This is a genomic window from Flavobacterium sp. CSZ (genome assembly GCF_015350725.1).
Taxonomy (GTDB): Bacteria; Bacteroidota; Bacteroidia; order Flavobacteriales; family Flavobacteriaceae; genus Flavobacterium.
Map to the genome: position 1 here is coordinate 205,096 of NZ_JADKPQ010000003.1, position 20,429 is coordinate 225,524.

Annotated in this window: 20 protein-coding genes; 8 read left to right on the forward strand and 12 right to left on the reverse strand. The window is 34.3% G+C overall.

The features are described 5' to 3' along the window. Nucleotides 1-325 precede the first annotated feature (325 nt). The 7 genes from IRZ78_RS04885 (at nt 326) to IRZ78_RS04915 (ending at nt 9,645) form a co-directional block, all read left to right on the forward strand. Nucleotides 326-1,285 (forward strand): YihY/virulence factor BrkB family protein, encoded by a 960-nt coding sequence (locus IRZ78_RS04885; protein WP_194615451.1) that lies wholly within the window; start codon nt 326-328, stop codon nt 1,283-1,285. Further along, nucleotides 1,282-1,806 (forward strand): NAD(P)H-dependent oxidoreductase, encoded by a 525-nt coding sequence (locus IRZ78_RS04890; protein WP_194615452.1) that lies wholly within the window; start codon nt 1,282-1,284, stop codon nt 1,804-1,806. Before IRZ78_RS04885 ends, IRZ78_RS04890 begins: the two co-directional genes overlap by 4 nt. A gap of 3 nt (nt 1,807-1,809) precedes the next feature. Then, nucleotides 1,810-2,790: a transglutaminase domain-containing protein gene (locus IRZ78_RS04895; RefSeq protein ID WP_194615453.1), complete on the forward strand. Its 981-nt coding sequence runs from the start codon at nt 1,810-1,812 to the stop codon at nt 2,788-2,790. A 121-nt stretch (nt 2,791-2,911) separates the two neighbouring features. Further along, nucleotides 2,912-4,087 carry a nicotinate phosphoribosyltransferase gene (pncB, locus tag IRZ78_RS04900; protein WP_194615597.1) on the forward strand — a complete coding sequence of 392 codons (1,176 nt, stop codon included), beginning with the start codon at nt 2,912-2,914 and terminating at the stop codon, nt 4,085-4,087. A 162-nt stretch (nt 4,088-4,249) separates the two neighbouring features. Then, entirely contained in the window at nt 4,250-6,121 is a 1,872-nt protein-coding gene (locus tag IRZ78_RS04905) for a DNA topoisomerase IV subunit B (RefSeq protein ID WP_194615454.1), read from the forward strand. A 146-nt stretch (nt 6,122-6,267) separates the two neighbouring features. Beyond that, nucleotides 6,268-6,885 carry a hypothetical protein gene (locus tag IRZ78_RS04910; protein ID WP_194615455.1) on the forward strand — a complete coding sequence of 206 codons (618 nt, stop codon included), beginning with the start codon at nt 6,268-6,270 and terminating at the stop codon, nt 6,883-6,885. Nucleotides 6,886-6,921: 36 nt separating this feature from the next. Further along, nucleotides 6,922-9,645: a DNA gyrase/topoisomerase IV subunit A gene (locus IRZ78_RS04915; protein ID WP_194615456.1), complete on the forward strand. Its 2,724-nt coding sequence runs from the start codon at nt 6,922-6,924 to the stop codon at nt 9,643-9,645. 274 nt (nt 9,646-9,919) lie between these two features. Here the strand turns inward: IRZ78_RS04915 and IRZ78_RS04920 are convergent, their stop codons facing one another. From IRZ78_RS04920 to IRZ78_RS04975, 12 genes are all read right to left on the reverse strand, one after another. Next, the gene (locus IRZ78_RS04920; protein WP_194615457.1) at nt 9,920-10,546 is read right to left on the reverse strand and encodes a 3'-5' exonuclease; all 627 of its coding nucleotides are present in this window, start codon (nt 10,544-10,546) and stop codon (nt 9,920-9,922) included. A gap of 2 nt (nt 10,547-10,548) precedes the next feature. After that, nucleotides 10,549-12,465, reverse strand: coding sequence for a DUF294 nucleotidyltransferase-like domain-containing protein (locus IRZ78_RS04925; RefSeq protein ID WP_194615458.1), 1,917 nt, complete (start codon nt 12,463-12,465; stop codon nt 10,549-10,551). A 202-nt stretch (nt 12,466-12,667) separates the two neighbouring features. Beyond that, entirely contained in the window at nt 12,668-13,441 is a 774-nt protein-coding gene (locus tag IRZ78_RS04930) for a TerC family protein (RefSeq protein WP_194615459.1), read from the reverse strand. Between the two features lie 24 nt (nt 13,442-13,465). Then, nucleotides 13,466-13,837, reverse strand: a complete 372-nt coding sequence (locus IRZ78_RS04935; protein ID WP_194615460.1) for a DNA topoisomerase IV — start codon at nt 13,835-13,837, stop codon at nt 13,466-13,468. Nucleotides 13,838-14,113: 276 nt separating this feature from the next. Continuing rightward, nucleotides 14,114-14,689: a DUF1572 family protein gene (locus IRZ78_RS04940; protein WP_194615461.1), complete on the reverse strand. Its 576-nt coding sequence runs from the start codon at nt 14,687-14,689 to the stop codon at nt 14,114-14,116. A gap of 90 nt (nt 14,690-14,779) precedes the next feature. Continuing rightward, the gene (locus IRZ78_RS04945; RefSeq protein ID WP_194615462.1) at nt 14,780-15,352 is read right to left on the reverse strand and encodes a pentapeptide repeat-containing protein; all 573 of its coding nucleotides are present in this window, start codon (nt 15,350-15,352) and stop codon (nt 14,780-14,782) included. Continuing rightward, nucleotides 15,340-15,654, reverse strand: a complete 315-nt coding sequence (locus IRZ78_RS04950) for a type II toxin-antitoxin system RelE/ParE family toxin (RefSeq protein ID WP_194615463.1) — start codon at nt 15,652-15,654, stop codon at nt 15,340-15,342. Before IRZ78_RS04950 ends, IRZ78_RS04945 begins: the two co-directional genes overlap by 13 nt. Next, the gene (locus tag IRZ78_RS04955) at nt 15,639-15,869 is read right to left on the reverse strand and encodes a hypothetical protein (protein WP_194615464.1); all 231 of its coding nucleotides are present in this window, start codon (nt 15,867-15,869) and stop codon (nt 15,639-15,641) included. The genes IRZ78_RS04950 and IRZ78_RS04955 overlap by 16 nt, the downstream gene beginning before the upstream one ends. Nucleotides 15,870-15,896: 27 nt before the next feature. Beyond that, nucleotides 15,897-16,118, reverse strand: a complete 222-nt coding sequence (locus IRZ78_RS04960; RefSeq protein WP_072955827.1) for a DUF6095 family protein — start codon at nt 16,116-16,118, stop codon at nt 15,897-15,899. 211 nt (nt 16,119-16,329) lie between these two features. Next, on the reverse strand, nt 16,330-17,154 hold the full coding sequence (gene murQ / locus IRZ78_RS04965) for an N-acetylmuramic acid 6-phosphate etherase (protein WP_194615465.1): 825 nt from the start codon (nt 17,152-17,154) through the stop codon (nt 16,330-16,332). A 414-nt stretch (nt 17,155-17,568) separates the two neighbouring features. Further along, on the reverse strand, nt 17,569-18,237 hold the full coding sequence (locus IRZ78_RS04970) for a ZIP family metal transporter (RefSeq protein WP_121318961.1): 669 nt from the start codon (nt 18,235-18,237) through the stop codon (nt 17,569-17,571). 92 nt (nt 18,238-18,329) lie between these two features. After that, nucleotides 18,330-19,094, reverse strand: coding sequence for a class I SAM-dependent methyltransferase (locus tag IRZ78_RS04975; protein ID WP_194615466.1), 765 nt, complete (start codon nt 19,092-19,094; stop codon nt 18,330-18,332). Nucleotides 19,095-19,226: 132 nt separating this feature from the next. Here IRZ78_RS04975 and IRZ78_RS04980 point away from each other — a divergent pair, with 132 nt between their 5' ends. Then, the gene (locus IRZ78_RS04980) at nt 19,227-20,390 is read left to right on the forward strand and encodes a THUMP domain-containing protein (protein WP_194615467.1); all 1,164 of its coding nucleotides are present in this window, start codon (nt 19,227-19,229) and stop codon (nt 20,388-20,390) included. The last annotated feature ends 39 nt before the right edge of the window (nt 20,391-20,429 follow it).

Here is a 20,429-nt window from a genome sequence, read left to right on the forward strand (position 1 = left end):
TCTGGAGCCATAAAAGATTACTTTACTTAATTTTTATTTTATTTCTGAGTTTAGTGAACTTCGTTTGAAAGGGATTGCTTTGCCAGTTTGCACTTTCAGGCTCGTGTGCGGGATTAGGTCCTGAAAAAAAAGGATTTGGTTTTATTATAGAAATTGAAATAAAAAAAATCCGTGTAATCTGCGTTTTCGCTTTAGCGAATCAGTTTGATCCGCGTGCCATTTTACTTAAATTCGACATGGAAAAAATGTAAAATTCACCAAAAAAGCGAGAATTCAATTTTTCGATAATTGCGTAAATTTGAGAGTATCTCAAAAAATCAGCAAAATGAAAATCAAAAATATCTTTTCAAAATCATGGTTTCTGGTAAAGAACGCTTTTTTAGAATTTAATGATGATAACGCTATTAAACTTAGCGCAGCACTATCTTACTATACCATTTTTGCATTACCTCCTTTATTAATTATCATTATTACCATTTGTGGTTTTTTCTTTGGCGAGGATGCTGTAACTGGTCAGCTATACGGACAAATTAATGGCATGGTAGGAAATGGTGCAGCAATCCAGATTCAGGAAGCGATAAAAAATGTTCAATTATCCGGAAACAATGTTTTTGCAACCACCTTTGGAATCATAATGTTGTTGATTGGGGCATCAGGAGTTTTTGCCGAAATACAAAGTTCAATTAATTTTATTTGGGGATTAAGAGCAAAACCAGATAAAGGTGTAAAGAAATTTATACAAAACAGATTAATGTCATTTTCGATGATTGCATCAGTAGGTTTTTTAATGCTGGTTAGTCTTTTAGTAAATACGACATTAGATTTAGTTAGTGCCCGTTTAAAGATATATTTCCCGGAAAGCACTGTGTATTTATTTTATGTTGTCAATATAATAATTGTACTTGCCAGTATTACGATTCTTTTTGCTATTATTTTCAGAACATTACCTGATGGGAAAATAAGATGGAAAGATGCTTTTATAGGATCAGGAGTTACAGCAGTACTTTTTATGATCGGTAAATTTGCAATAGGTTTTTATTTAGGCAGTTCAACTGTTGCTTCTGTTTATGGTGCTGCCGGTTCAGTAATTATTATTTTAGTTTGGGTATATTATTCGGCAATTATTCTGTATTTTGGAGCAGAATTTACGAAAGTATATGCAAAATCTTACGGAGGAAAAATTTACCCAAATGAGTACTCGGTAGAAATAGCAAAAGAGATTTACGAAATTGATAAATCGAAAAAAGCACCAATAGATGACAAATTATTAAAAGATAAACCATGAAAATAATAGCCTTTGGAGGAAGTAACAGTCAGCATTCTATCAACAAACATTTAGCAACTTATGCTGCAGGTTTGTTCGAAAATGCCGAGGTTGAAGTTTTGGATTTAAACGATTTTGCAATGCCATTATTTAGCGTTGATCTCGAAAAAGAAGTAGGGCAGCATGAAATTGCAAAAGCATTTTTAGCTAAACTTACTGCTGCAGATATTTTAGTAGTTTCTCTGGCAGAAAATAATAATAATTATTCTACGGCATTTAAAAATATATTCGATTGGTCTTCCCGAATTACGAAAGATGTTTTTCAGAAAAAGCCAATGCTGTTAATGGCAACTTCGCCTGGAACAAGAGGCGGTGCTTCGGTTTTAGAAATAGGACGTAATGCTTTACCAAGATATGGGGCTGAAATTAAAGCTACATTTTCATTACCCGCCTTTAATGCTAATTTTGATTTAGAGCAAAATAAAATCTCGAATGCAGAGTTAGATAAAGAATTAAAAGACATAATAAAGTCTAGTTTTTAATCGATGACCATAAAAAAGATTACCGTTATATTTCTTTTCCTTAATTTTCTTTTCCTGCATTGTTCATACGCTCAAAAGTATAGTGATGTTGACAGGACAATTGTAAAATATCCCAAGCATTTTACTTCTACAGAAGATCTCGCCCAGAAAATTCGGGAAGATTTTAGTTCTGATGGAGATAAAGCACGGGCTATTTATACCTGGATTGCTCTAAATGTAAAATACGATTATGCTTCTTTTTTGAAACCACAAAGAACGCAGGGTTTTAGCTATTCTACAGAAGCCGAGAAACAAAGGAAGATTAAACAAATCAATGATAAACTGATTCAAAAAACGTTTGATTCTCAAAAAGCAGTTTGCGAAGGCTTTACAGCCTTGTTTCAGCATTTGGCTGGGTTAGTGGGATTAAAATCCGAAATAATTAGAGGAGATTCAAAAACAAGATTAGCAGATATCGGCCGGAAAAACACTTCTTCAAATCATGCCTGGAATACGGTTTTAATTGATAAAAAGTGGCGATTGATAGATGTTACCTGGGGTCAGGGATATTATGACAGCAGTAAAGGCAGAATGGTAAATGATTTTGATCCAATTTATTTTGACACAGATCAGGACTATTTTTTTGCCAAGCATTTTCCCGATTCAGGTTCTTATCTGGGCAATAAATTAAATAAAGAAGAATTTCTTAACGCCCCTTTAATTTATAATAAAACAATTGCAGGAGATTATAAAATTAAATCGCCGGATTCTGGGATAATTGAGGCCAAATATGGCGATAAAATTACGATTGAAATTAAAAACGTTTCAAAATCAAATGTCGTTTTTTATTTAAATAAAAAGAATCAACCCGTGAAAATTCAGAACTCTAAAGAAAAACGTGGTGGTTTAGAATTTCAAATCACCTATGACAAAAATATAGGAGATTATATTACTATTTATCTGGATACCTTTAGTATTGTTTCTTTTAAAGTCATCAGGAAATAAATATATTTGAGAGGTTTATTTTAAAGAATTTTCTTGTTTTAGCGAATTGCCGTATCTTAGCCGGAAAGATATGAGATTTAATGATAACAGTCAATCGAGCTGTTAAAATGTGATTATGAGTATGGAGACAACTTTCCTGAAATCAATTCTAGATAATGATTTCTATAAATTTACGATGCAACATGCTGTAATAAAACTTTTTCCAAAGGCAAAAGTGCGTTACGGTTTTATAAACAGAGGAAAGCATATTTTTCCTCCCGGTTTTGCTGATTTACTTCGAAAATCAGTAGTTGCAATGGCCGATTTGCGATTGACTAAGGACGAAAAGAAATATTTGTCTAAATTTTGTCCCTATCTGGACCCTACTTATTTAGACTTTTTACAGGGATATACTTATGATCCCTCAGAAGTCCATATTACTCAGGAAGGCTCAGACATAAAAGTTACGATTGAAGGATTTTGGTATCGTACTATTTTATGGGAAGTGCCTTTGATGGCCTTAATTTCGGAACTTTTTTATAAGTCAAATCATTTAATTCGTTTAAACGATGATGCAATAAAAAAGCTGACCAGAGATAAAATCGATAATTATAATACTTTAGGAGTTTCGATTTTAGAATTTGGTACCCGACGTCGTCATTCTTACAATGTGCATGTTTTGATCAATGATACATTACAAACTTTTGGTTCGCAAAGTTTTATCGGCACCAGTAATGTGCATTTTGCAATGGTCAATAACATACGTCCTTTAGGCACTCATGCGCACGAATGGTTTATGTTTCATGCTGCCCAGTTTGGTTTTAAAATGGCCAATTTTATAAGCCTTGAACATTGGACACAGGTTTATGGTGGTGATCTCGGGATTGCCCTGACAGATACCTATACAACAGATGTTTTCTTTGAACAATTTGACAAAAAATACTCCAAACTTTTTGATGGAGTCCGTCACGATAGTGGAGACCCAATTGAGTTTGCGCAAAAAGTAATTTCGCATTATACCAAAATGGGAATTGACCCAAAATCGAAAGTAATTGTTTTTTCGGATTCCTTAAATTATGACAAGGTAAAACTCATAACCGATTTTTGTAAAGACAAAATAAAAATGTCATTTGGTATTGGGACCAATTTTACCAATGATGTAGGTTTGCCTCCTATGAATATGGTTATAAAATTAACGGAAGTTAAGCTGGACAATACACATTGGCAGGGTGTCGTAAAACTTTCTGATGAAAAAAATAAAAATACGGGAACACCTGAAATGATTGCTTTAGCGAAGCAGGTTTTAGGAATCAAATAGTGTTTTTTTGTTTAAAAGCTGATTTTTTATATTTTTATCGGCCGTATTATTTTAAAATCAATTTAAATAGAATTCAAAGCTGTTATTAATCATAACAAAAAAGAAATACGCTTTCATTTTTTGACTATAAATGGTACATTAGCCAAAAATCCAATTCACTTTATGCTAGAGCAAAATCAATATACCGAAGATAATATTCGATCACTCGATTGGAAAGAACATATTCGTATGCGTCCCGGAATGTATATCGGGAAATTAGGAGATGGTTCTTCACCTGATGATGGTATTTATATTCTTTTAAAAGAGGTTTTAGACAACTGTATCGATGAGTTCGTGATGGGGTCGGGAAAAACTATTGAGGTGACTATCAGGGATAAAACGGTTTCGGTTCGTGATTACGGACGTGGAATTCCGTTAGGAAAAGTAGTCGATGTAGTTTCGAAAATGAATACCGGAGGAAAGTACGATTCTAAAGCTTTCCAGAAATCGGTAGGTTTAAATGGTGTCGGAACAAAAGCAGTGAATGCACTTTCGAGTGCTTTTCGTGTAGAATCTGTTCGTGATGATAAACAAAAAGCTGCCGAATTTTCAGCAGGAAATCTGATTCTTGAAGAAGATGTAATTGATACAACAAAACGAAAAGGAACAAAAGTAACCTTTACTCCGGATGAATCGATCTTCAAAAACTATAAATTCCGTTTAGAATATGTAATCAAAATGGTGAAGAACTATTGTTACCTAAACAATGGTTTGACTATTATATTCAACGGCGAAAAATACCTATCAGAAAATGGTCTTCGTGATTTATTAGAAGAAACAATCAGCGAAGAAGATCTTGAATATCCAATTATTCACCTGAAAGAGCATGATATTGAGATTGCTTTAACGCACAGTAAAACGCAATATAGCGAAGAGTATCACTCTTTTGTCAACGGACAGAATACAACACAGGGAGGAACGCATTTAGCGGCTTACAGAGAAGCAATTGTAAAAACCATTCGTGAGTTTTACAACAAAAACTTCGAAGCATCTGATGTTCGTAAATCGATAGTGAGTGCTATCAGCATCAAGGTAATGGAACCTGTTTTTGAATCTCAGACCAAAACCAAATTAGGTTCTATGGATATGGGGTCTGATGACGGAACACCGCCGGTATCGGTTCGTACTTTTGTAAATGATTTTATTAAAACCAAATTAGACAATTATTTACATAAAAATCCTCCAACAGCAGAAGCTTTATTACGTAAAATTTTGCAGGCTGAACGTGAGCGTAAAGAATTATCAGGAATTAGAAAACTGGCTACAGATCGTGCTAAGAAAGCCAATCTTCACAATAAAAAATTAAGAGATTGCCGTGCGCATCTTCCTGATACCAAAAACCCAAGAAACTTAGAAAGTACGCTTTTTATTACCGAGGGAGATTCGGCTTCCGGATCGATTACAAAGTCACGTGACGTAAATACTCAGGCAGTATTTAGTTTACGTGGTAAGCCTTTGAATTCGTACGGAATGACTAAAAAGATTGTATATGAGAACGAAGAATTCAACTTATTGCAAGCAGCGTTAGATATCGAAGACGGATTGGAAAAATTGCGTTACAACAATATTGTAATCGCAACCGATGCCGATGTCGATGGTATGCACATTCGTTTGTTATTGATTACTTTCTTTTTGCAATTCTTTCCTGAATTAATCAAGGAAGGACATTTATATATTTTGCAAACGCCTCTTTTCAGGGTTCGAAATAAAAAAGAAACCATCTATTGTTATTCTGATGAAGAAAGAAAAGATGCGATCGAAAAATTAAAACCAAAACCGGAAATCACCCGATTTAAAGGTTTGGGAGAGATTTCGCCAGATGAGTTCAAAAACTTCATTGGAGAAACGATTCGACTTGACCCAATTATGATGGATAAAAACACTTCGATTGAGCAATTATTGTCATTTTATATGGGAAAAAATACGCCGGATAGACAAGAATTTATCATCAAAAATTTGAAGGTAGAATTGGATGCTGTTGAAGCTGAGGTTTAAGAATTAAAATAAATATAGAAACCTCAGTCACTGACTGGGGTTTTTAAGATACAAAATTCCGCGACAGTGTTGCGGATTTTAGAATTTGAATTTGGTCACTAGTGTTGGCGAAATTTATTCTTTGTAATTAGAAATGAAATTGCGATATGAAGAGAATACTATTTTTGATTGCATTCTTATTTTTTATTTCATGTAAAAATGAAAAAGCAAAAGATTTTGAGAGAATTGAAGCTGTAAACTCATTAAGCAGAATAATCAAAAAAAGAGATTTTCCATTAAAGAGATTTTCTAAAATTGAATTAGTATCTTATTACAATAGAATGGTTTGGGATATTATAAAAGTTAATGGAAAGTATCCATTTAGTAAAAAGCTGGTCGATAATTACAGATTGACTTTTGATAGCTTAATGATACAAGAAAGAGTTGTTTTGAATAAAATTCAGGAAAAAGAACTTTTGAATTTAATGCTATCTGATACCTGCAGTACTGGTAAAACTCCTGCAGATTGTTACAAACCTCGACATATGATTTTATTTAGAGATCATAAAAACCGTATTATTGGTTACAGCGAGTTTTGTATAGCCTGTGCCGCTGGAAGAAATTCTGATAATTTAGATGAATTTCAGAAATATTGTTATTCTGATATGGAGACATTATTTAGGAAATACGGGATTAAACTTTTTGTACGTGAGGGGGATGAAGATGATACTGAGGAAAATAAAGAATATGATTTTCTAAAACATAAAGGGTTTATAAAAAATTAAAATTTATTAATACTGAAAATAAATTCAGCATAAAAAATGAAAGACGAAGAAGACGATAACATCATTCCAAACGACGACGAGAATAATTCTGAAGAACACCAGTTTGATGACAATCAGGACGGAGATGATTCTGAGGAAATTATTAGTGTAAATGCTAAGAATTTTGAAGGACAGCATTTTTACGAAAATCAGGAAGAAGAAGGAGAAGACGTTATTACCAAAGTAACGGGTATGTACAAAGACTGGTTCCTGGATTATGCTTCATACGTAATTCTGGAACGTGCAGTTCCGGCGATTGAAGATGGTTTTAAACCGGTTCAGCGTCGTATTATGCACTCTTTGAAAGAGTTGGATGACGGTCGTTATAATAAAGTTGCCAATGTTGTAGGTCACACCATGCAGTATCATCCACACGGAGATGCGAGTATTGGTGATGCTATGGTACAAATTGGTCAGAAAGATTTATTAATTGACTGCCAGGGAAACTGGGGAAATATATTAACAGGCGATGGAGCAGCGGCTTCTCGTTATATCGAGGCACGTTTATCTAAATTTGCTTTAGAGGTTTTGTATTCTCCAAAAATTACCGATTGGGGAGTTTCATACGATGGTCGTCGTGCAGAACCCAACAATCTTCCGGTAAAGTTTCCGTTACTTTTGGCGCAAGGAGCAGAAGGTATTGCAGTTGGTCTTTCGACTAAAGTTCTGCCTCATAACTTCAATGAACTAATTGATGCTTCGATCAAGATTTTAAAAGGTAAGGCCTTTACATTATATCCTGATTTTATGACACAAGGTATTGCCGATGTGTCCAATTATAATGACGGACTTCGTGGCGGACGTGTACGTGTACGTGCTAAAATTGCGCAATTAGACAAGAACACCTTGGTGATTACGCAAATCCCATTTTCGACCAATACAACGACTTTGATTGATAGTATTTTGAAAGCCAATGATAAAGGTAAAATCAAAATCAAGAAAATCGAAGACAATACAGCTGCAGATGTTGAGATTTTAATTCACCTTTTCCCGGGTGTTTCTCCGGACAAAACAATCGATGCTTTGTTTGCTTTTACGGCATGTGAAACTTCTGTAGCGCCTTTAGGTTGTGTGATTGAAGACAATAAACCTTTGTTTATTGGAGTTTCTGAAATGTTGAAAATTTCGACACACAGAACGGTTGATTTATTGCGTCAGGAATTAGAAATTCAGTTAGAGGAATTAAAAAATAAATGGCATTTTTCTACTTTAGAAAAAATCTTCATTCGTGAAGAAATGTACATTGATTTTAAATTATATTCTGATAGAGAATCTCTTTACAAATATTTGTACGATAGATTCGAGCCTTTCAAAAAATCATTCGTCAGAGAAATCAACGATGATGATTTGCAGCGTTTGACTCAAATCCCGATGATTCGTATTACCCGTTTTGACTCTGATAAAGCAGATGACTTTATCGCGAAGTTAGAAGACGAGATGAAAGAGGTAGAGCATAATTTAGAAAATCTTACTGATTTTGCTATTGCATACTTCGCCAAATTAAAAGAAAAATACGGAAAAGGCCGCGAACGTCAGACAGAACTTCGTGTTTTTGATAACGTTGAGGCTACAAAAGTGGTTTTACGTAACACGAAATTATATGTAAACCGCGAAGAAGGTTTCGTTGGAACCAGCCTTAAAAAAGACGAGTACGTAGGTGATTGTTCTGATATTGATGATGTTATTGTGTTTTTAAGAGACGGAACATTGATGGTAACAAAAGTTGATGCCAAAACTTTTATCGGAAAAGATATTATTCATGTTGCTGTTTTTGATAAGAGTGATAAACGTACCATTTATAATATGATGTATCGTGATGGTAAATCCGGTCCTTCGTATATAAAACGTTTTAATGTTTCGGGTGTTACCAGAGATAAAGCTTACGATTTAACAAATGGAACGAATGGTTCTCAGGTTGTTTATTTTTCACATAATCCGAATGGAGAAGCTGAGGTTGTAACAATTTTATTGCGTCAGGTGGGAACAATCAAAAAACTGAAATTCGATATTGATTTTGCTAAGCTCGCTATTAAAGGCAGGGCTTCAAAAGGAAATTTGGTAACAAAATATCCAATTAAAAAAATCGAGCTAAAAGAAAAAGGAATTTCTACTTTATTGCCAAGAAAAGTTTGGTTTGATGACACGGTTAAACGTTTGAATGTCGATGCCAGGGGTGAATTGTTAGGTGAGTTTAAACCAAGTGATAAAATCTTAGTAATTAGTCAGGCAGGTAAATTAAAAGTCATTATTCCAGAGTTGTCAACTCATTTTGAGGAAGACATGATTGTTTTGGAGAAATTTAATCCTAAAAAACCAATTTCGGCGATTTATTATGATGGAGAAAAAGAACGTTACTATCTTAAACGTTTCCTTGTAGAAAATGAAGGAAAAGAAGAAAGTTTTATAACGGATCATCCAAATTCGCAATTAGAAATTGTATCGACAGACTATCGTCCGGTAGCACAATTGATATTTGCAAAAGTAAAAGGAGTTCAGAAAGAAGATTTACATATCGATGTCGAAGATTTTATTGCTGTAAAAGGCTTTAAAGCATTAGGAAATCAACTGACAACTGATAAGCTAAAACAAGTTAATTTATTGGATCCATTACCTTATGAAGAACCCGTTGAAGAAGTTCCTGAAAGACCAGAATTAGACGATGACGATTCGGTTGAAACAGAATTAGATGATGATGGCCAAATAGGGTTAGTTTTAGACTAATATAAAAACAGAAAACGCTAAGATTTATCTTGGCGTTTTTTATATAATAAATTGTATCAGTTTAGTTCTCCAGAACATTTGCAATGATTTCTTCCTTGATCCATTTTACCTCTTCATTTTCAATAATAACAGTCATGGTATCGCCATTGAGTGGGATTACTTATGTGAGAGTTTTATGAAGCTTTTAAAAAATAAGTCTTCAAACCTATTCCCATACCCACTATTTATAGAAGATTAATTTCTAAAAACAAGCCTGATTCTAAAATCAGGCTTTTTATTTAAATAAACCATTCAAATTAATATGTTTTTTCTCTTTTAGTTTTTTTACAATTTTTAAAAAAGCAATTGCTGTAATATACGCATCACCCAAAGCGGTGTGACGGTCTTTTTTAGAAATATCAAATTTATCTGCCAGATCGTCTAAAGTATAATGATCTTTTCGCTCGAATAAATGAGACTTGATTAGCGTTTTTTTGTATAAAATAGCAGTATCTAAGCGTTGATTAGTTAAATGAGGTAATCCGTTTCGCTCTAAGGCTTTATTGATCATCGTAACATCAAAAACAGCATGATGCGCAATAATAATCGAATCGCCTAAAAAAGCCAGAAATTGTTGCAAAGCTTCTAATTCAGTAGGACGTTGGATCACGAAAGCTTTTAAAATACCGTGAATCTGAGCTGTCGATTTATCATAATGATCCTGTTGGATATAAACCTCAAAACTATCCTGAATAGCAATTGTTCCGTTTTGTAAAATCAATGCACCAATACATAATATTCGATCATTGTCATAATCAAAACCCGTAGTTTCGGTATCTAAAACGACAAATCGGGTTTCTTCTATCGAAATATTTTCATCAAAGAGATCTTCTTCCTTTTTCCAAAAATTAAATAAACTCATAGTTATACCAGATTTGAAACATTAAAACGTACCGAAATCAATTCCTGAAGTTCTTTGATGGTTTTAAAAGTTCTTTTCAGCTTGATTTTTTCCATTTTAGATAACGATTCCAATGCTATAAATTGTCCGGAATCATGATGTAAAAGACCTTGTTTGGTTCTGAATTTTAATAAAGCTTTAAACGAATACGAACACGATAAATATAGTTCTCTGTTATTGGGTTCTAACTCGGCCAGTTTTTCAAAACGTTCTGCTGTATTGCTGATCGATTTAACCGAATGGGATAAGATCAAAACCCTGGCAGCATCTGTAAGTGGCATCAAAGCCCTTCTTTTGATATCAAAATGGTCTTTATTGGCTCCGTCCTGTTCTACCAGAAATTGTCTAAAAAAGCCTGTTGGCGACGGACTTTGCAATGCACCACTAACCAGGTGAACATAAAAAATAGGATTTGCTTTTACATTTTCAAAAATAGATTCTGATAATTCATCCACAATCGCTGCATCTCCATAGGTCAAGCTGTAATCGAAAAAGATAAACGACAATAAAACTTCATTTTTCCCCGGATTGGTAATCCAGTGGTATACCTGATTTTTCCATTCATCAAGACTCATACACCATTTAGGGTTTGAGGCCATCATTTCGGCAGGACAATAATCATAGCCAATTTCAAAAAGACCTTTATTAACAAGAGTGGCAAATTTTAAGAAGTAGATTCTGGTTTCGTCTTTAAAAACCTCGGAAACATTTTCATATACAATCGCATTATCCTGATCGGTATGCAGCATTTGTTCGCTTCGTCCTTGGCTTCCCAGAGCGAGCCAGGCAAATTTTACCGGAGGCGGACTGCTCATTTTTTCTAATGAAATTTCGATAACACGTGTCGTACAAGCTTCATTAAGCTCTGTAATAATTTTAGAAATCAGAGTCATTGGAATGTTCTGATCCAGATATCCCTGAAGCAACTGCATGATTCGTGCCCTGATAGGTTTTATTTCCTTTGCCTTTTTAGCTCTTTTAAGCGCTTTTATTAAGACAGCAGGATTATTTCCCAGAGCTACCATTACATCATGTTTCGATAATATGCCAACCGCTTTGGTATTTGTTGTGCCGTCTTTGGTTAAACATAAATAACTGATGTTACTTTTCATCATCGCCATTTGAGCCTCTGTCACTGTCATTTTTTTAGGATAGGTAATAACAGGTTTGGTCATTATGGTTTCTGCAGTCGTCAGGATCGAATAATCTCCCGTCACGATCTTGTTACGCAAATCTTTATCGGTAATAATCCCTATTGGCAACATTTCATCAACGATTAAGATGGCTCCGACTTTTTTCTTCGTCATGATTTTTGCAATATCCCTGGCAGTGGTTGATGGTCCGCAGGTAACAATTTTTTTCGAATATTTGATAGGTTGTAAATCAAAGGAATCTCTTTCAGAATTATTGTTGTGCAGTAAATCATCACCATACAATTTATCTTTATGGATATCTGAATACGGATTTCGGGTGTTGGATGCGTAGCTTTCGATCAGGAAATTACCAACAGTTCTGTTCTCAAGTGCATAAGGTTTAAAAACAGCAATAGGAATGGCGTATAATATCGTCTCTTCATGCGCTACGGCTTCCATAATGTAATTTTCCTGCGCCAAAAGCGGACGCAAGCCAAAAATATCTCCTTCATCGCACATGTCTAAAACAGTGTTCTTTTGGCTTTTTTTAAGCGCAACAGCGCCTTTGTGTACCACGTAAAAGGAATCGTGAGTTTCTTCGTTTTCTGCAAAAATTACAGCATCTTTATCTTTATAAACAATAGAAATTTGTTCGGATAATTTCTCTAAATCCTTTTGGTGCAAAAAGCTAAAAGGAGGAAAGCCCTTTAAAAAGTCGGCAACTCTATGCGAAATGGTATTTTTCATGCGTAAGATTTAGGTTCTAATGTAATACTTAAAATAGAAATGTAAAAGAAACACGCTTAAACTTTTTTGGTTTTGCCACAAAGTCACAAAGGCACGAAGTTTTGTTTATTCTTCGTGTTTTATAAGATGTAATAAGCGAGTTACTGTTTGCTAAATGCTGATATAAAAAAAGTTCCACTAATGGAACTTTTTAAATTATGACTTATGATTGTTTCTTTCGGACTTTCATATTGATAAATTCAACAGCCAGCGAAAATGAAATGGCAAAATACAAATACCCTTTAGGAACCGCCCCAATGTGTTCACCGGCAAGCGCAGCATTCGATAAATGCATACTTTCGGTAATTAGCATAAAACCAATTAGTATTAAAAACGAAAGCCCTAATATTTGAATAGAAGGATTTTTATTAACGAAATTTCCAACCGGAACCGCAAAAAGCATCATAACCAAAACCGAAATAATAACCGCAGTAATCATAATTGTCAAAGCGCCATGAACACCATTTGTCATACCAACAGCGGTTAAAATAGAATCGACAGAAAAAATCAAATCAATCAATAAAATCTGTACAATAACATTTGAGAAAGATTTTTTTGCTGCGGTGCCAATACTCTTTTCTTCATCGCCTTTATGGTCTACTTTTTCGCTAATCTCTTTGGTACTTTTATAAATTAAAAACAAACCTCCAACAAATAAAATCAAGGCCTGACCTGTAAAATCACCTTCAAACCAACCCCAGTGAATACTAAAGATGGTGGCTTTCATAGCAATCAGATACGAGATTCCCATTAGCAAAGCAATACGCATAAACATGGCTAAGAACAAACCAATTCGCGTTGCTTTTTTTCGATCTTCTTCGGGTAATTTACCCGTTACAATCGAGATAAAAATAATATTATCAATTCCTAAAACAATTTCAAGAAAAGTCAGTGTCAATAAGGCAATCCAGGCATCAGGATTCAAAAATACTTCCATTCTAAAAAAGTTTTATTAAATTACTTAATCCAATTTTACAACAGTTCCGCGTTGTTTCTGATCAGAACCTACCATTCCAAACTCAAAAGTATAAGAATTTTTAGAAGTCGTTAAAATCTTCATATTGATTGCTTTCTCTTCAGCCATATTTTTTGGGTGTTTCTTTTGCAAAATATATTCGCAATCACTTACCCAGCGTACTGTTGAGGTATCTGTTTTTCCTTCAAAAGTTTCGATTTCGATACCGTCTTTACGCTCAAAAATCGTTGTTTTTTTTACGCCATTTACGTCAAACTCAAATTTGAATTTTCCGTTTTTAAAATCTTTGCAATTGTGTTCGGCATCATAACAAGATACTAAGGAAAGTAACGGAAGTAAGAATACTATTTTTTTCATTTTAAATAATTTGTTTTTTTAGGAGCTGTTTCCTGCTGTTCGCTATATCTTTTGTGGCGAACCCCGCCACAAAAGGATTTCGCTTCCATCAGGGCTAGAAATATATCGGATAAATTAGAAATACTGTTACAATTGATGCAAAAAAGATATTTATAAAACAGAGAAAAAATAAATTCCGTCTTCTGTTTTTATCAGCTTGTTCATCAGATAATATTGTTCTGCCGAATTTAATTAAAATCCAGTACCAAAATCCTCCTAACTGAGCATGATATTCGATCATTTCAATCGCTTTAGTTCATCATCTGTAAAGTTCTTGATTTCTTTTTCCTTGGCAAACTTTTCGGCATTATAATTTCCTGATTTATTTTTCGCGATCGATAAACTATCCCATTGGCTATTTTTTAGTTGTTTGGCATAAAAAACGATTTGCCCAACGTGATAAGGATAATGTGCCAGTTGGCGATTTATAGCTTCGATAACCGTGTGACCTTCATTACGGATATAAATGATATCCGAGAGCTGTTCCGGTTTTAATTCGTTTAAGGTATTTAGGAAACAATCCCAGCCTTTGTTCCAAACAGTAAGCACTTCTTCTTTAGATTGCAGGTCATTTTCGAATTCGGCGTCACGGTTACGCCATTCTTTTTCACCATCAGAAGTTAAAAAGTCTGTCCAGCGCGACAACATATTACCCGAAATATGTTTGATTATAGTGGCAATACTGTTTGTATCTTCATTTACCGAAACAAAAAGCTGATGAGGTTCTAATTGCCCAATTGCTTTTTCGCCCAGCATTTTATAATATAGAAATTGCTTTTTAACGCTTTCTAAGTAAGATTCAGTTGTTTCCATAATTAATTTTATTTTCGTCCACTAATTTTACTGATTTGTAAGTTTAAAAATAGTTAGTGCAAATTCGTGCAATTCGTGGCGTTTTTAAATTTAAACAATCTTAATGTCGTATTTATCTAAAAGTCCCACAATTCCATCATTAGAAAACTGAGCTTTTCTCATTGGGTTAAATTCCGGATCGATTTTGTAATTGTATGCTGTTTTAAAATTTACTGCTGCCAATTGGGTATCATTAAAAATGGCTCCTTCTAAATTGCAATTATCAAAAACCGAACTCGTCAGGTTGGTTCCTATAAAAGTTACCTCGCGAACAGAGCAATTTATAAACTTGGTTTTAGGCATTTTTTTATTCGAAAAAATGGCGTAATCTAACGTGCTTTCTTCAAAATAAACCTGGAATAAAAAATCGTCACATTCGTTAAAAGCAATTCCTAATAACTTACAATTTTTAAAACTCACATTTTTTAAATTCGTCCCAAATAAACTGGTCATCGACAAATTGCAATCGATAAATACGCAGTCTAAAAAAGTATTGTAAGTAAAATTGCTGTTAGAAAAATCACAGTTTTTAAAAACACAATCTTCAAACTCGCGATTGTTGATTTTTTTGTCAATATAAACGACTTTCTCGAAGGTTTTCTGAATGTGAATTAGACTTTCCATGAATGTTTTTTGGATTTTCGGGCATTGTGACGTACTCGAAGAATATAAATTAAATCGTTGGTCATTTGGTATGAAATAGCATAGTCATAAACAGAATAAACTCTAAAGCTTCCGTCATTATTAACTTTTTGTTTATCTAGTTTATAAATTTCAGGCTGTGTTTTTAGAATTTCGGTGCTATCAAAAATCGTGTTAACTACTTTATCGGCAATTGTAATTGATTTACTTTCAAAGAAAATATAAAAATGAATGTCTTCTAATTGATCTAAAGCATCTTTAGACCAAATTATTTTCTTCCCCATTTTTTTGCCATTTCTTTAGCTTCGTCTTGAGCATAAAAATCCCCTTTTTTTATACTTTCTAAAGCATTTTCGATATCTAAATTATATGCTGCATCCGAATCAACTGTAGAATTATTGATTGACTGCAAAAGATGTTTTAATTTTTCTACGAAAGAAGGATCTTGTACTTTATCAATTTCCTGATGAATCCAGTTTAGTTCTGCTTGTATATTCATAATAAAGAATTTTAGTAAAGATACAAATTAGTCATTAAACAAACCCTTCATAATAATTTTCAATCCGTAAAAAATCAGGAACATGGCGCTTAAGCAAGCTACAATTCCAATTCCTAAAACGAGATAATGCCAATTTGTATGTTGATTCATAAAAGCATTATATATCAACGAAGGACCAATAAACAATAGAGGTAATGAACCTGACATATATTTAATTCCTTTTCCCAGTAATTCTTTATTTGTTGCCATTTGTTTTTTGTTTCGGGTTTCAGAAAGTTTCAGGTTTCAGAAAGTTTCAGGTTTCAGAAAGTTTCAGGTTTCACGTTTTTTTAGTTTCAAGTTTGTTGGAACTTTGTCAAAGTTTAACTGCGAGAGTTTCATCCTGATACTTTGCGAACCTTCATTTTTTTGTTTAAACCTTGCGAGCTTTGCGTAAAACCTTGCATTCTTTGCGGTTAGATCAAAACTCTTTTTGCAAATTATAATTATCGACAGCATTTCGTACGCTGCCGTATTTTTTTAATAGTTCACTTGCTTCTTCATATGAAATTGGAATTTCTCCCATAATCATTTTTACACCTCGGTCAACCAATTTTATATTGCTCAATTGCATATCGACCATTTTATTCCCTTTTACTTTTCCGAGTTGAATCATAGCAGCGGTCGAAATCATGTTTAAAACTAATTTTTGCGCTGTTCCGGCTTTCATTCTGGAGCTTCCGGTAATAAATTCAGGGCCTACAACTACTTCAATAGGATATTGGGCTGTTAATGCCAACGGACTTCCTGCATTATTGGTAATACAACCCGTAAGAATATTGTTTTGATTGCAAGTTTCTAAACCACCAATTACATAAGGAGTTGTTCCTGAAGCGGCGATACCAATTACTACGTCGTTTGCACCAATATTATTGTTTTTAAGATCAATCCAGGCTTGTGTTGCATTGTCTTCGGCGTTTTCTACAGCTCTGCGAATAGCAGTGTCACCTCCGGCAATTATTCCGTTTACTAAATCAAAAGGGACACCAAAAGTAGGAGGACATTCTGAGGCATCTACAACGCCTAAACGTCCGGATGTTCCGGCTCCAATATAAAAAAGGCGTCCGCCCAGCTTTAATTTAACGACAATTTGTTGTACTAAAGCTTCAATTTGCGGAATTGCTTTTTCAACTGCATTGGGAACAGTTTTGTCTTCCTGATTGATATTGGTAAGCAATTCATGAACCGACATTTTTTCTAAATGCTCGTATTTTGATGCTTGTTCTGTAATTTTTGTAAACGTCATTTTTTAGTATAATTGGTCGGGTCAAAATTAATCTTTTTTATTGCAATCTCGAAATTTAGAACATAAAGTAATAGCACATTATAAATCTTTTTCCTTATAAATTTTCACCTATAAGGACTGATTTCCTGAAACTTTGTTACACCGGCTAAAATATTGTGTTTGATGATGATTAAAAGTTATGGGGGAATAATTAGAAAATTTGTCAATTAGATAATTGAAATTAAACGGGAGTATAGATTGAGTATCCTAACAGGTTTTTTAAACCTGTTAGGTATTTTTTATGCGTAAAGTTTTTTTTGCGTGAGGGATAGGAGCTAACTACCGAAGTAGTGTGGATAACCCCACCGTATTTGCGAAAGGCGCACATAAGCGGTTGGTTAAATAGCGCCTTTTGTGAATATGGTCACGCCCAGATTATAAAAAGAATGCCAGTAAAATTCCGAGAACAATCATAGAAACTTTGGCTACGTTGAATTTGTGGCCTTCGCTGCTTTCGAAAATAATGGTTGATGAGATATGAAACAAAATACCGATGACAACGGCGGTGATTTCTGTATAATAATCGTTTAAAAAAGGTAAAAAGTCTGATGCAATTGTCCCAAGCGGCGTCATGATTGCAAAGGTAAGCATGAAGGCAAAAATGGCTTTTTTATTGAGGTTTGCATTGATGAAAAAGGTCGTCAGGATTACGGCAATAGGCAGGTGGTGAATGGCTATGCCGAGTGCTAAATCGTGATGATGACTTACAGGAAAACCCTCCAGAAAGGCGTGAATACAAAGGCTTATAAAAAGCAGCCACGGAATTTGACTCATTTGCGCATGTCCGTGTACGTGTCCGTGTTCGGCGCCTTTTGAGAAAAACTCTAATATGATCTGGAATAAAATTCCGACCATGATAAAAATTCCAATATTGTGATTGTGTGTTGCATAAACGTCAGGCAGTAAATGCATAACGGTTAGGGATAGTAAAAATGAACCGCTAAAAGCAAGCAATAGTTTTAGATTGGTTTTGCTTTTTGGTTTTAAAAACAAAGCCACTATATAACCTAAAAGTACAGAAAATAAGGGTAATAGATAATTCATTTCGTTTTGGTGTAATCGTTGATTTGTTTAATCGGTTAATCGGATAATTGTTTTTTTAACGATTAAACAAATTAACAGTTAAACAATTGAACCTATTTAAAAATCATGATTAATCGTTCGCTTTCGGTTTTATGAAACTTTTTGAGTTTATAATCTCCAAAAATATCTAAGAGATAAATTCCGGCTTCGTCCATTAATTCCTGAAAGTCTTTGAGGGTAAGGGCTTTTACTTTTTCGGTAAAATGATATTGACGTCCCTGGTCTTCAAAATCTATTTCTTTAAAAATATGCCCGTCCTGAACGTATCTTTTTATTTTAAAATCGATACTATCAACTGTTTTTACTTCTTCGGGAACCAGCGTTTCGATTACATTGGCTACGTTCATAAAGTCTATAACGGCAAAACCATATTCAGATAAGCTTTCTTTGATGGCTTTAAGGGTAGTAAGGTTATCATCGTCACTTTCGAAATAGCCAAAACTGGTAAACAGGTTAAAAATGGCATCGAACTTTTCTTCGAAAGGTTCGCGCATATCGTGCACTTTAAAATGCAGGGTTTCGTTGCTGTTTTTACTGGCTTCGGCAATGCTGTTTTCAGACAAATCAGCGCCTAAAACATTAAAACCTAATTGATTTAAATAGATAGAATGGCGTCCTTTTCCGCATGCTAAATCAAGAACTTTTGCTTTTTCGGGCAAATTGAGATAATGCGTAAGATTATCCATAAAAATTTGTGCCTCGCGGTAGTTTCTATCTTTATAAAGTATGTGGTAATATGGAGTATCAAACCATGAGGTAAACCAATTTTCGGTGTTACGTTCCTGATTTGGTGTTGATGAGTTTGGTGCGTCAGACATTTATTCTATTTCAATTAATTCAAAGTCCCGCAAATTTAGTGTATTTTTGCCGAAAAATAACTATTTCGTGACGATACCTGAATAATCAGATGTGGGTTTGCGATCGGAGTTTTTTTTAATACAAAAATAAAGATGGAAGAAAATTTTAGAATGATAGCCAAATGTTTTTTTGGTTTTGAGGAAATATTAGAAAAAGAATTGCGTGATCTTGGTGCTCAGGATGTCGAAAAAGGGGTGAGAATGGTAAGCTTTAAGGGCGATAAGGGTTTTATGTATAAAGCCAATTTATCGTTGCGTACCGCACTTAAGGTTTTAAAACCTATTTACTCGTTTAGAGCCAATAATGAGCAGGCATTATATAAGGGGATTTCTGGTGTAAACTGGTCTAAATTATTGAATGCCAATCAGACTTTTGTGATTGATGCAACGGTGCATTCGACTTATTTTAATCATTCTGAGTTTGTTTCTCAAAAATGTAAGGATGCCATTGTAGATCAGTTTAGAGAAAGAACGGGACAACGTCCAAGTATTGATAAAGCTTTTCCTGATTTGCGAATCAATGTGCATATCGATAAAGATCAGGTTTCGGTTGCATTAGATACTTCTGGGAATTCATTGCACCAGCGTGGTTATAGAACCGCTACAAATATTGCGCCTATCAACGAGGTTTTGGCAGCAGGAATATTGATATTATCCGGTTGGGAAGGACAAAGTCACTTTTTGGACCCAATGTGTGGTTCGGGAACTTTCCTTGCCGAAGCAGCTATGATTGCTTGTAATATTCCGGCAAACATAAACCGTAAAGAATTTGCTTTCGAAAAATGGAAAGACTGGGACAATGATCTGTTCGAACAGATTATAAACAGTCTGATGAAAAAAACAAAGGAATTTCATTATACTATAAAAGGTTTTGATAAAGCGCCAAGTGCAGTAAACAAAGCCAAAGACAATATCAGAAACGCCAATCTTGAAGATTATGTGACGATCAAAGAAGAAAACTTTTTTGATACTGAAAAAGAGGTTGAAGGAAAACTGCATATGGTTTTTAATCCGCCTTATGATGAGCGTCTGGATATTCATATGGAAGAGTTCTATAAAAATATTGGTGATACCTTAAAGAAAAGCTACCCGGGAACAAACGCCTGGTTTATAACGGCAAATCTTGAAGCGCTGAAATTTGTAGGATTAAAACCTTCCCGCAAAATTAAACTCTTCAACGCAAGCCTTGAAGCACGTTTGGTGAAATACGAAATGTACGAAGGGAGTAAGAGAACGAAATTTCAGGTTTCTGAATAAGTACAAAGCAGCAAAGGTTCAAAGGGACAGAGGTTTAAA

What these genes read in the sequence shown, in the direction of transcription:
- IRZ78_RS04885 (WP_194615451.1), top strand. Translation starts at nt 326, where the DNA reads ATGAAAATCAAAAATATCTTTTCAAAATCATGGTTTCTGGTAAAGAAC.
- IRZ78_RS04890 (WP_194615452.1), top strand. Translation starts at nt 1,282, where the DNA reads ATGAAAATAATAGCCTTTGGAGGAAGTAACAGTCAGCATTCTATCAAC.
- IRZ78_RS04895 (WP_194615453.1), top strand. Translation starts at nt 1,810, where the DNA reads ATGACCATAAAAAAGATTACCGTTATATTTCTTTTCCTTAATTTTCTT.
- pncB (WP_194615597.1), top strand. Translation starts at nt 2,912, where the DNA reads ATGGAGACAACTTTCCTGAAATCAATTCTAGATAATGATTTCTATAAA.
- IRZ78_RS04905 (WP_194615454.1), top strand. Translation starts at nt 4,250, where the DNA reads ATGCTAGAGCAAAATCAATATACCGAAGATAATATTCGATCACTCGAT.
- IRZ78_RS04910 (WP_194615455.1), top strand. Translation starts at nt 6,268, where the DNA reads ATGAAGAGAATACTATTTTTGATTGCATTCTTATTTTTTATTTCATGT.
- IRZ78_RS04915 (WP_194615456.1), top strand. Translation starts at nt 6,922, where the DNA reads ATGAAAGACGAAGAAGACGATAACATCATTCCAAACGACGACGAGAAT.
- IRZ78_RS04920 (WP_194615457.1), bottom strand. Translation starts at nt 10,546, where the DNA reads ATGAGTTTATTTAATTTTTGGAAAAAGGAAGAAGATCTCTTTGATGAA.
- IRZ78_RS04925 (WP_194615458.1), bottom strand. Translation starts at nt 12,465, where the DNA reads ATGAAAAATACCATTTCGCATAGAGTTGCCGACTTTTTAAAGGGCTTT.
- IRZ78_RS04930 (WP_194615459.1), bottom strand. Translation starts at nt 13,441, where the DNA reads ATGGAAGTATTTTTGAATCCTGATGCCTGGATTGCCTTATTGACACTG.
- IRZ78_RS04935 (WP_194615460.1), bottom strand. Translation starts at nt 13,837, where the DNA reads ATGAAAAAAATAGTATTCTTACTTCCGTTACTTTCCTTAGTATCTTGT.
- IRZ78_RS04940 (WP_194615461.1), bottom strand. Translation starts at nt 14,689, where the DNA reads ATGGAAACAACTGAATCTTACTTAGAAAGCGTTAAAAAGCAATTTCTA.
- IRZ78_RS04945 (WP_194615462.1), bottom strand. Translation starts at nt 15,352, where the DNA reads ATGGAAAGTCTAATTCACATTCAGAAAACCTTCGAGAAAGTCGTTTAT.
- IRZ78_RS04950 (WP_194615463.1), bottom strand. Translation starts at nt 15,654, where the DNA reads ATGGGGAAGAAAATAATTTGGTCTAAAGATGCTTTAGATCAATTAGAA.
- IRZ78_RS04955 (WP_194615464.1), bottom strand. Translation starts at nt 15,869, where the DNA reads ATGAATATACAAGCAGAACTAAACTGGATTCATCAGGAAATTGATAAA.
- IRZ78_RS04960 (WP_072955827.1), bottom strand. Translation starts at nt 16,118, where the DNA reads ATGGCAACAAATAAAGAATTACTGGGAAAAGGAATTAAATATATGTCA.
- murQ (WP_194615465.1), bottom strand. Translation starts at nt 17,154, where the DNA reads ATGACGTTTACAAAAATTACAGAACAAGCATCAAAATACGAGCATTTA.
- IRZ78_RS04970 (WP_121318961.1), bottom strand. Translation starts at nt 18,237, where the DNA reads ATGAATTATCTATTACCCTTATTTTCTGTACTTTTAGGTTATATAGTG.
- IRZ78_RS04975 (WP_194615466.1), bottom strand. Translation starts at nt 19,094, where the DNA reads ATGTCTGACGCACCAAACTCATCAACACCAAATCAGGAACGTAACACC.
- IRZ78_RS04980 (WP_194615467.1), top strand. Translation starts at nt 19,227, where the DNA reads ATGGAAGAAAATTTTAGAATGATAGCCAAATGTTTTTTTGGTTTTGAG.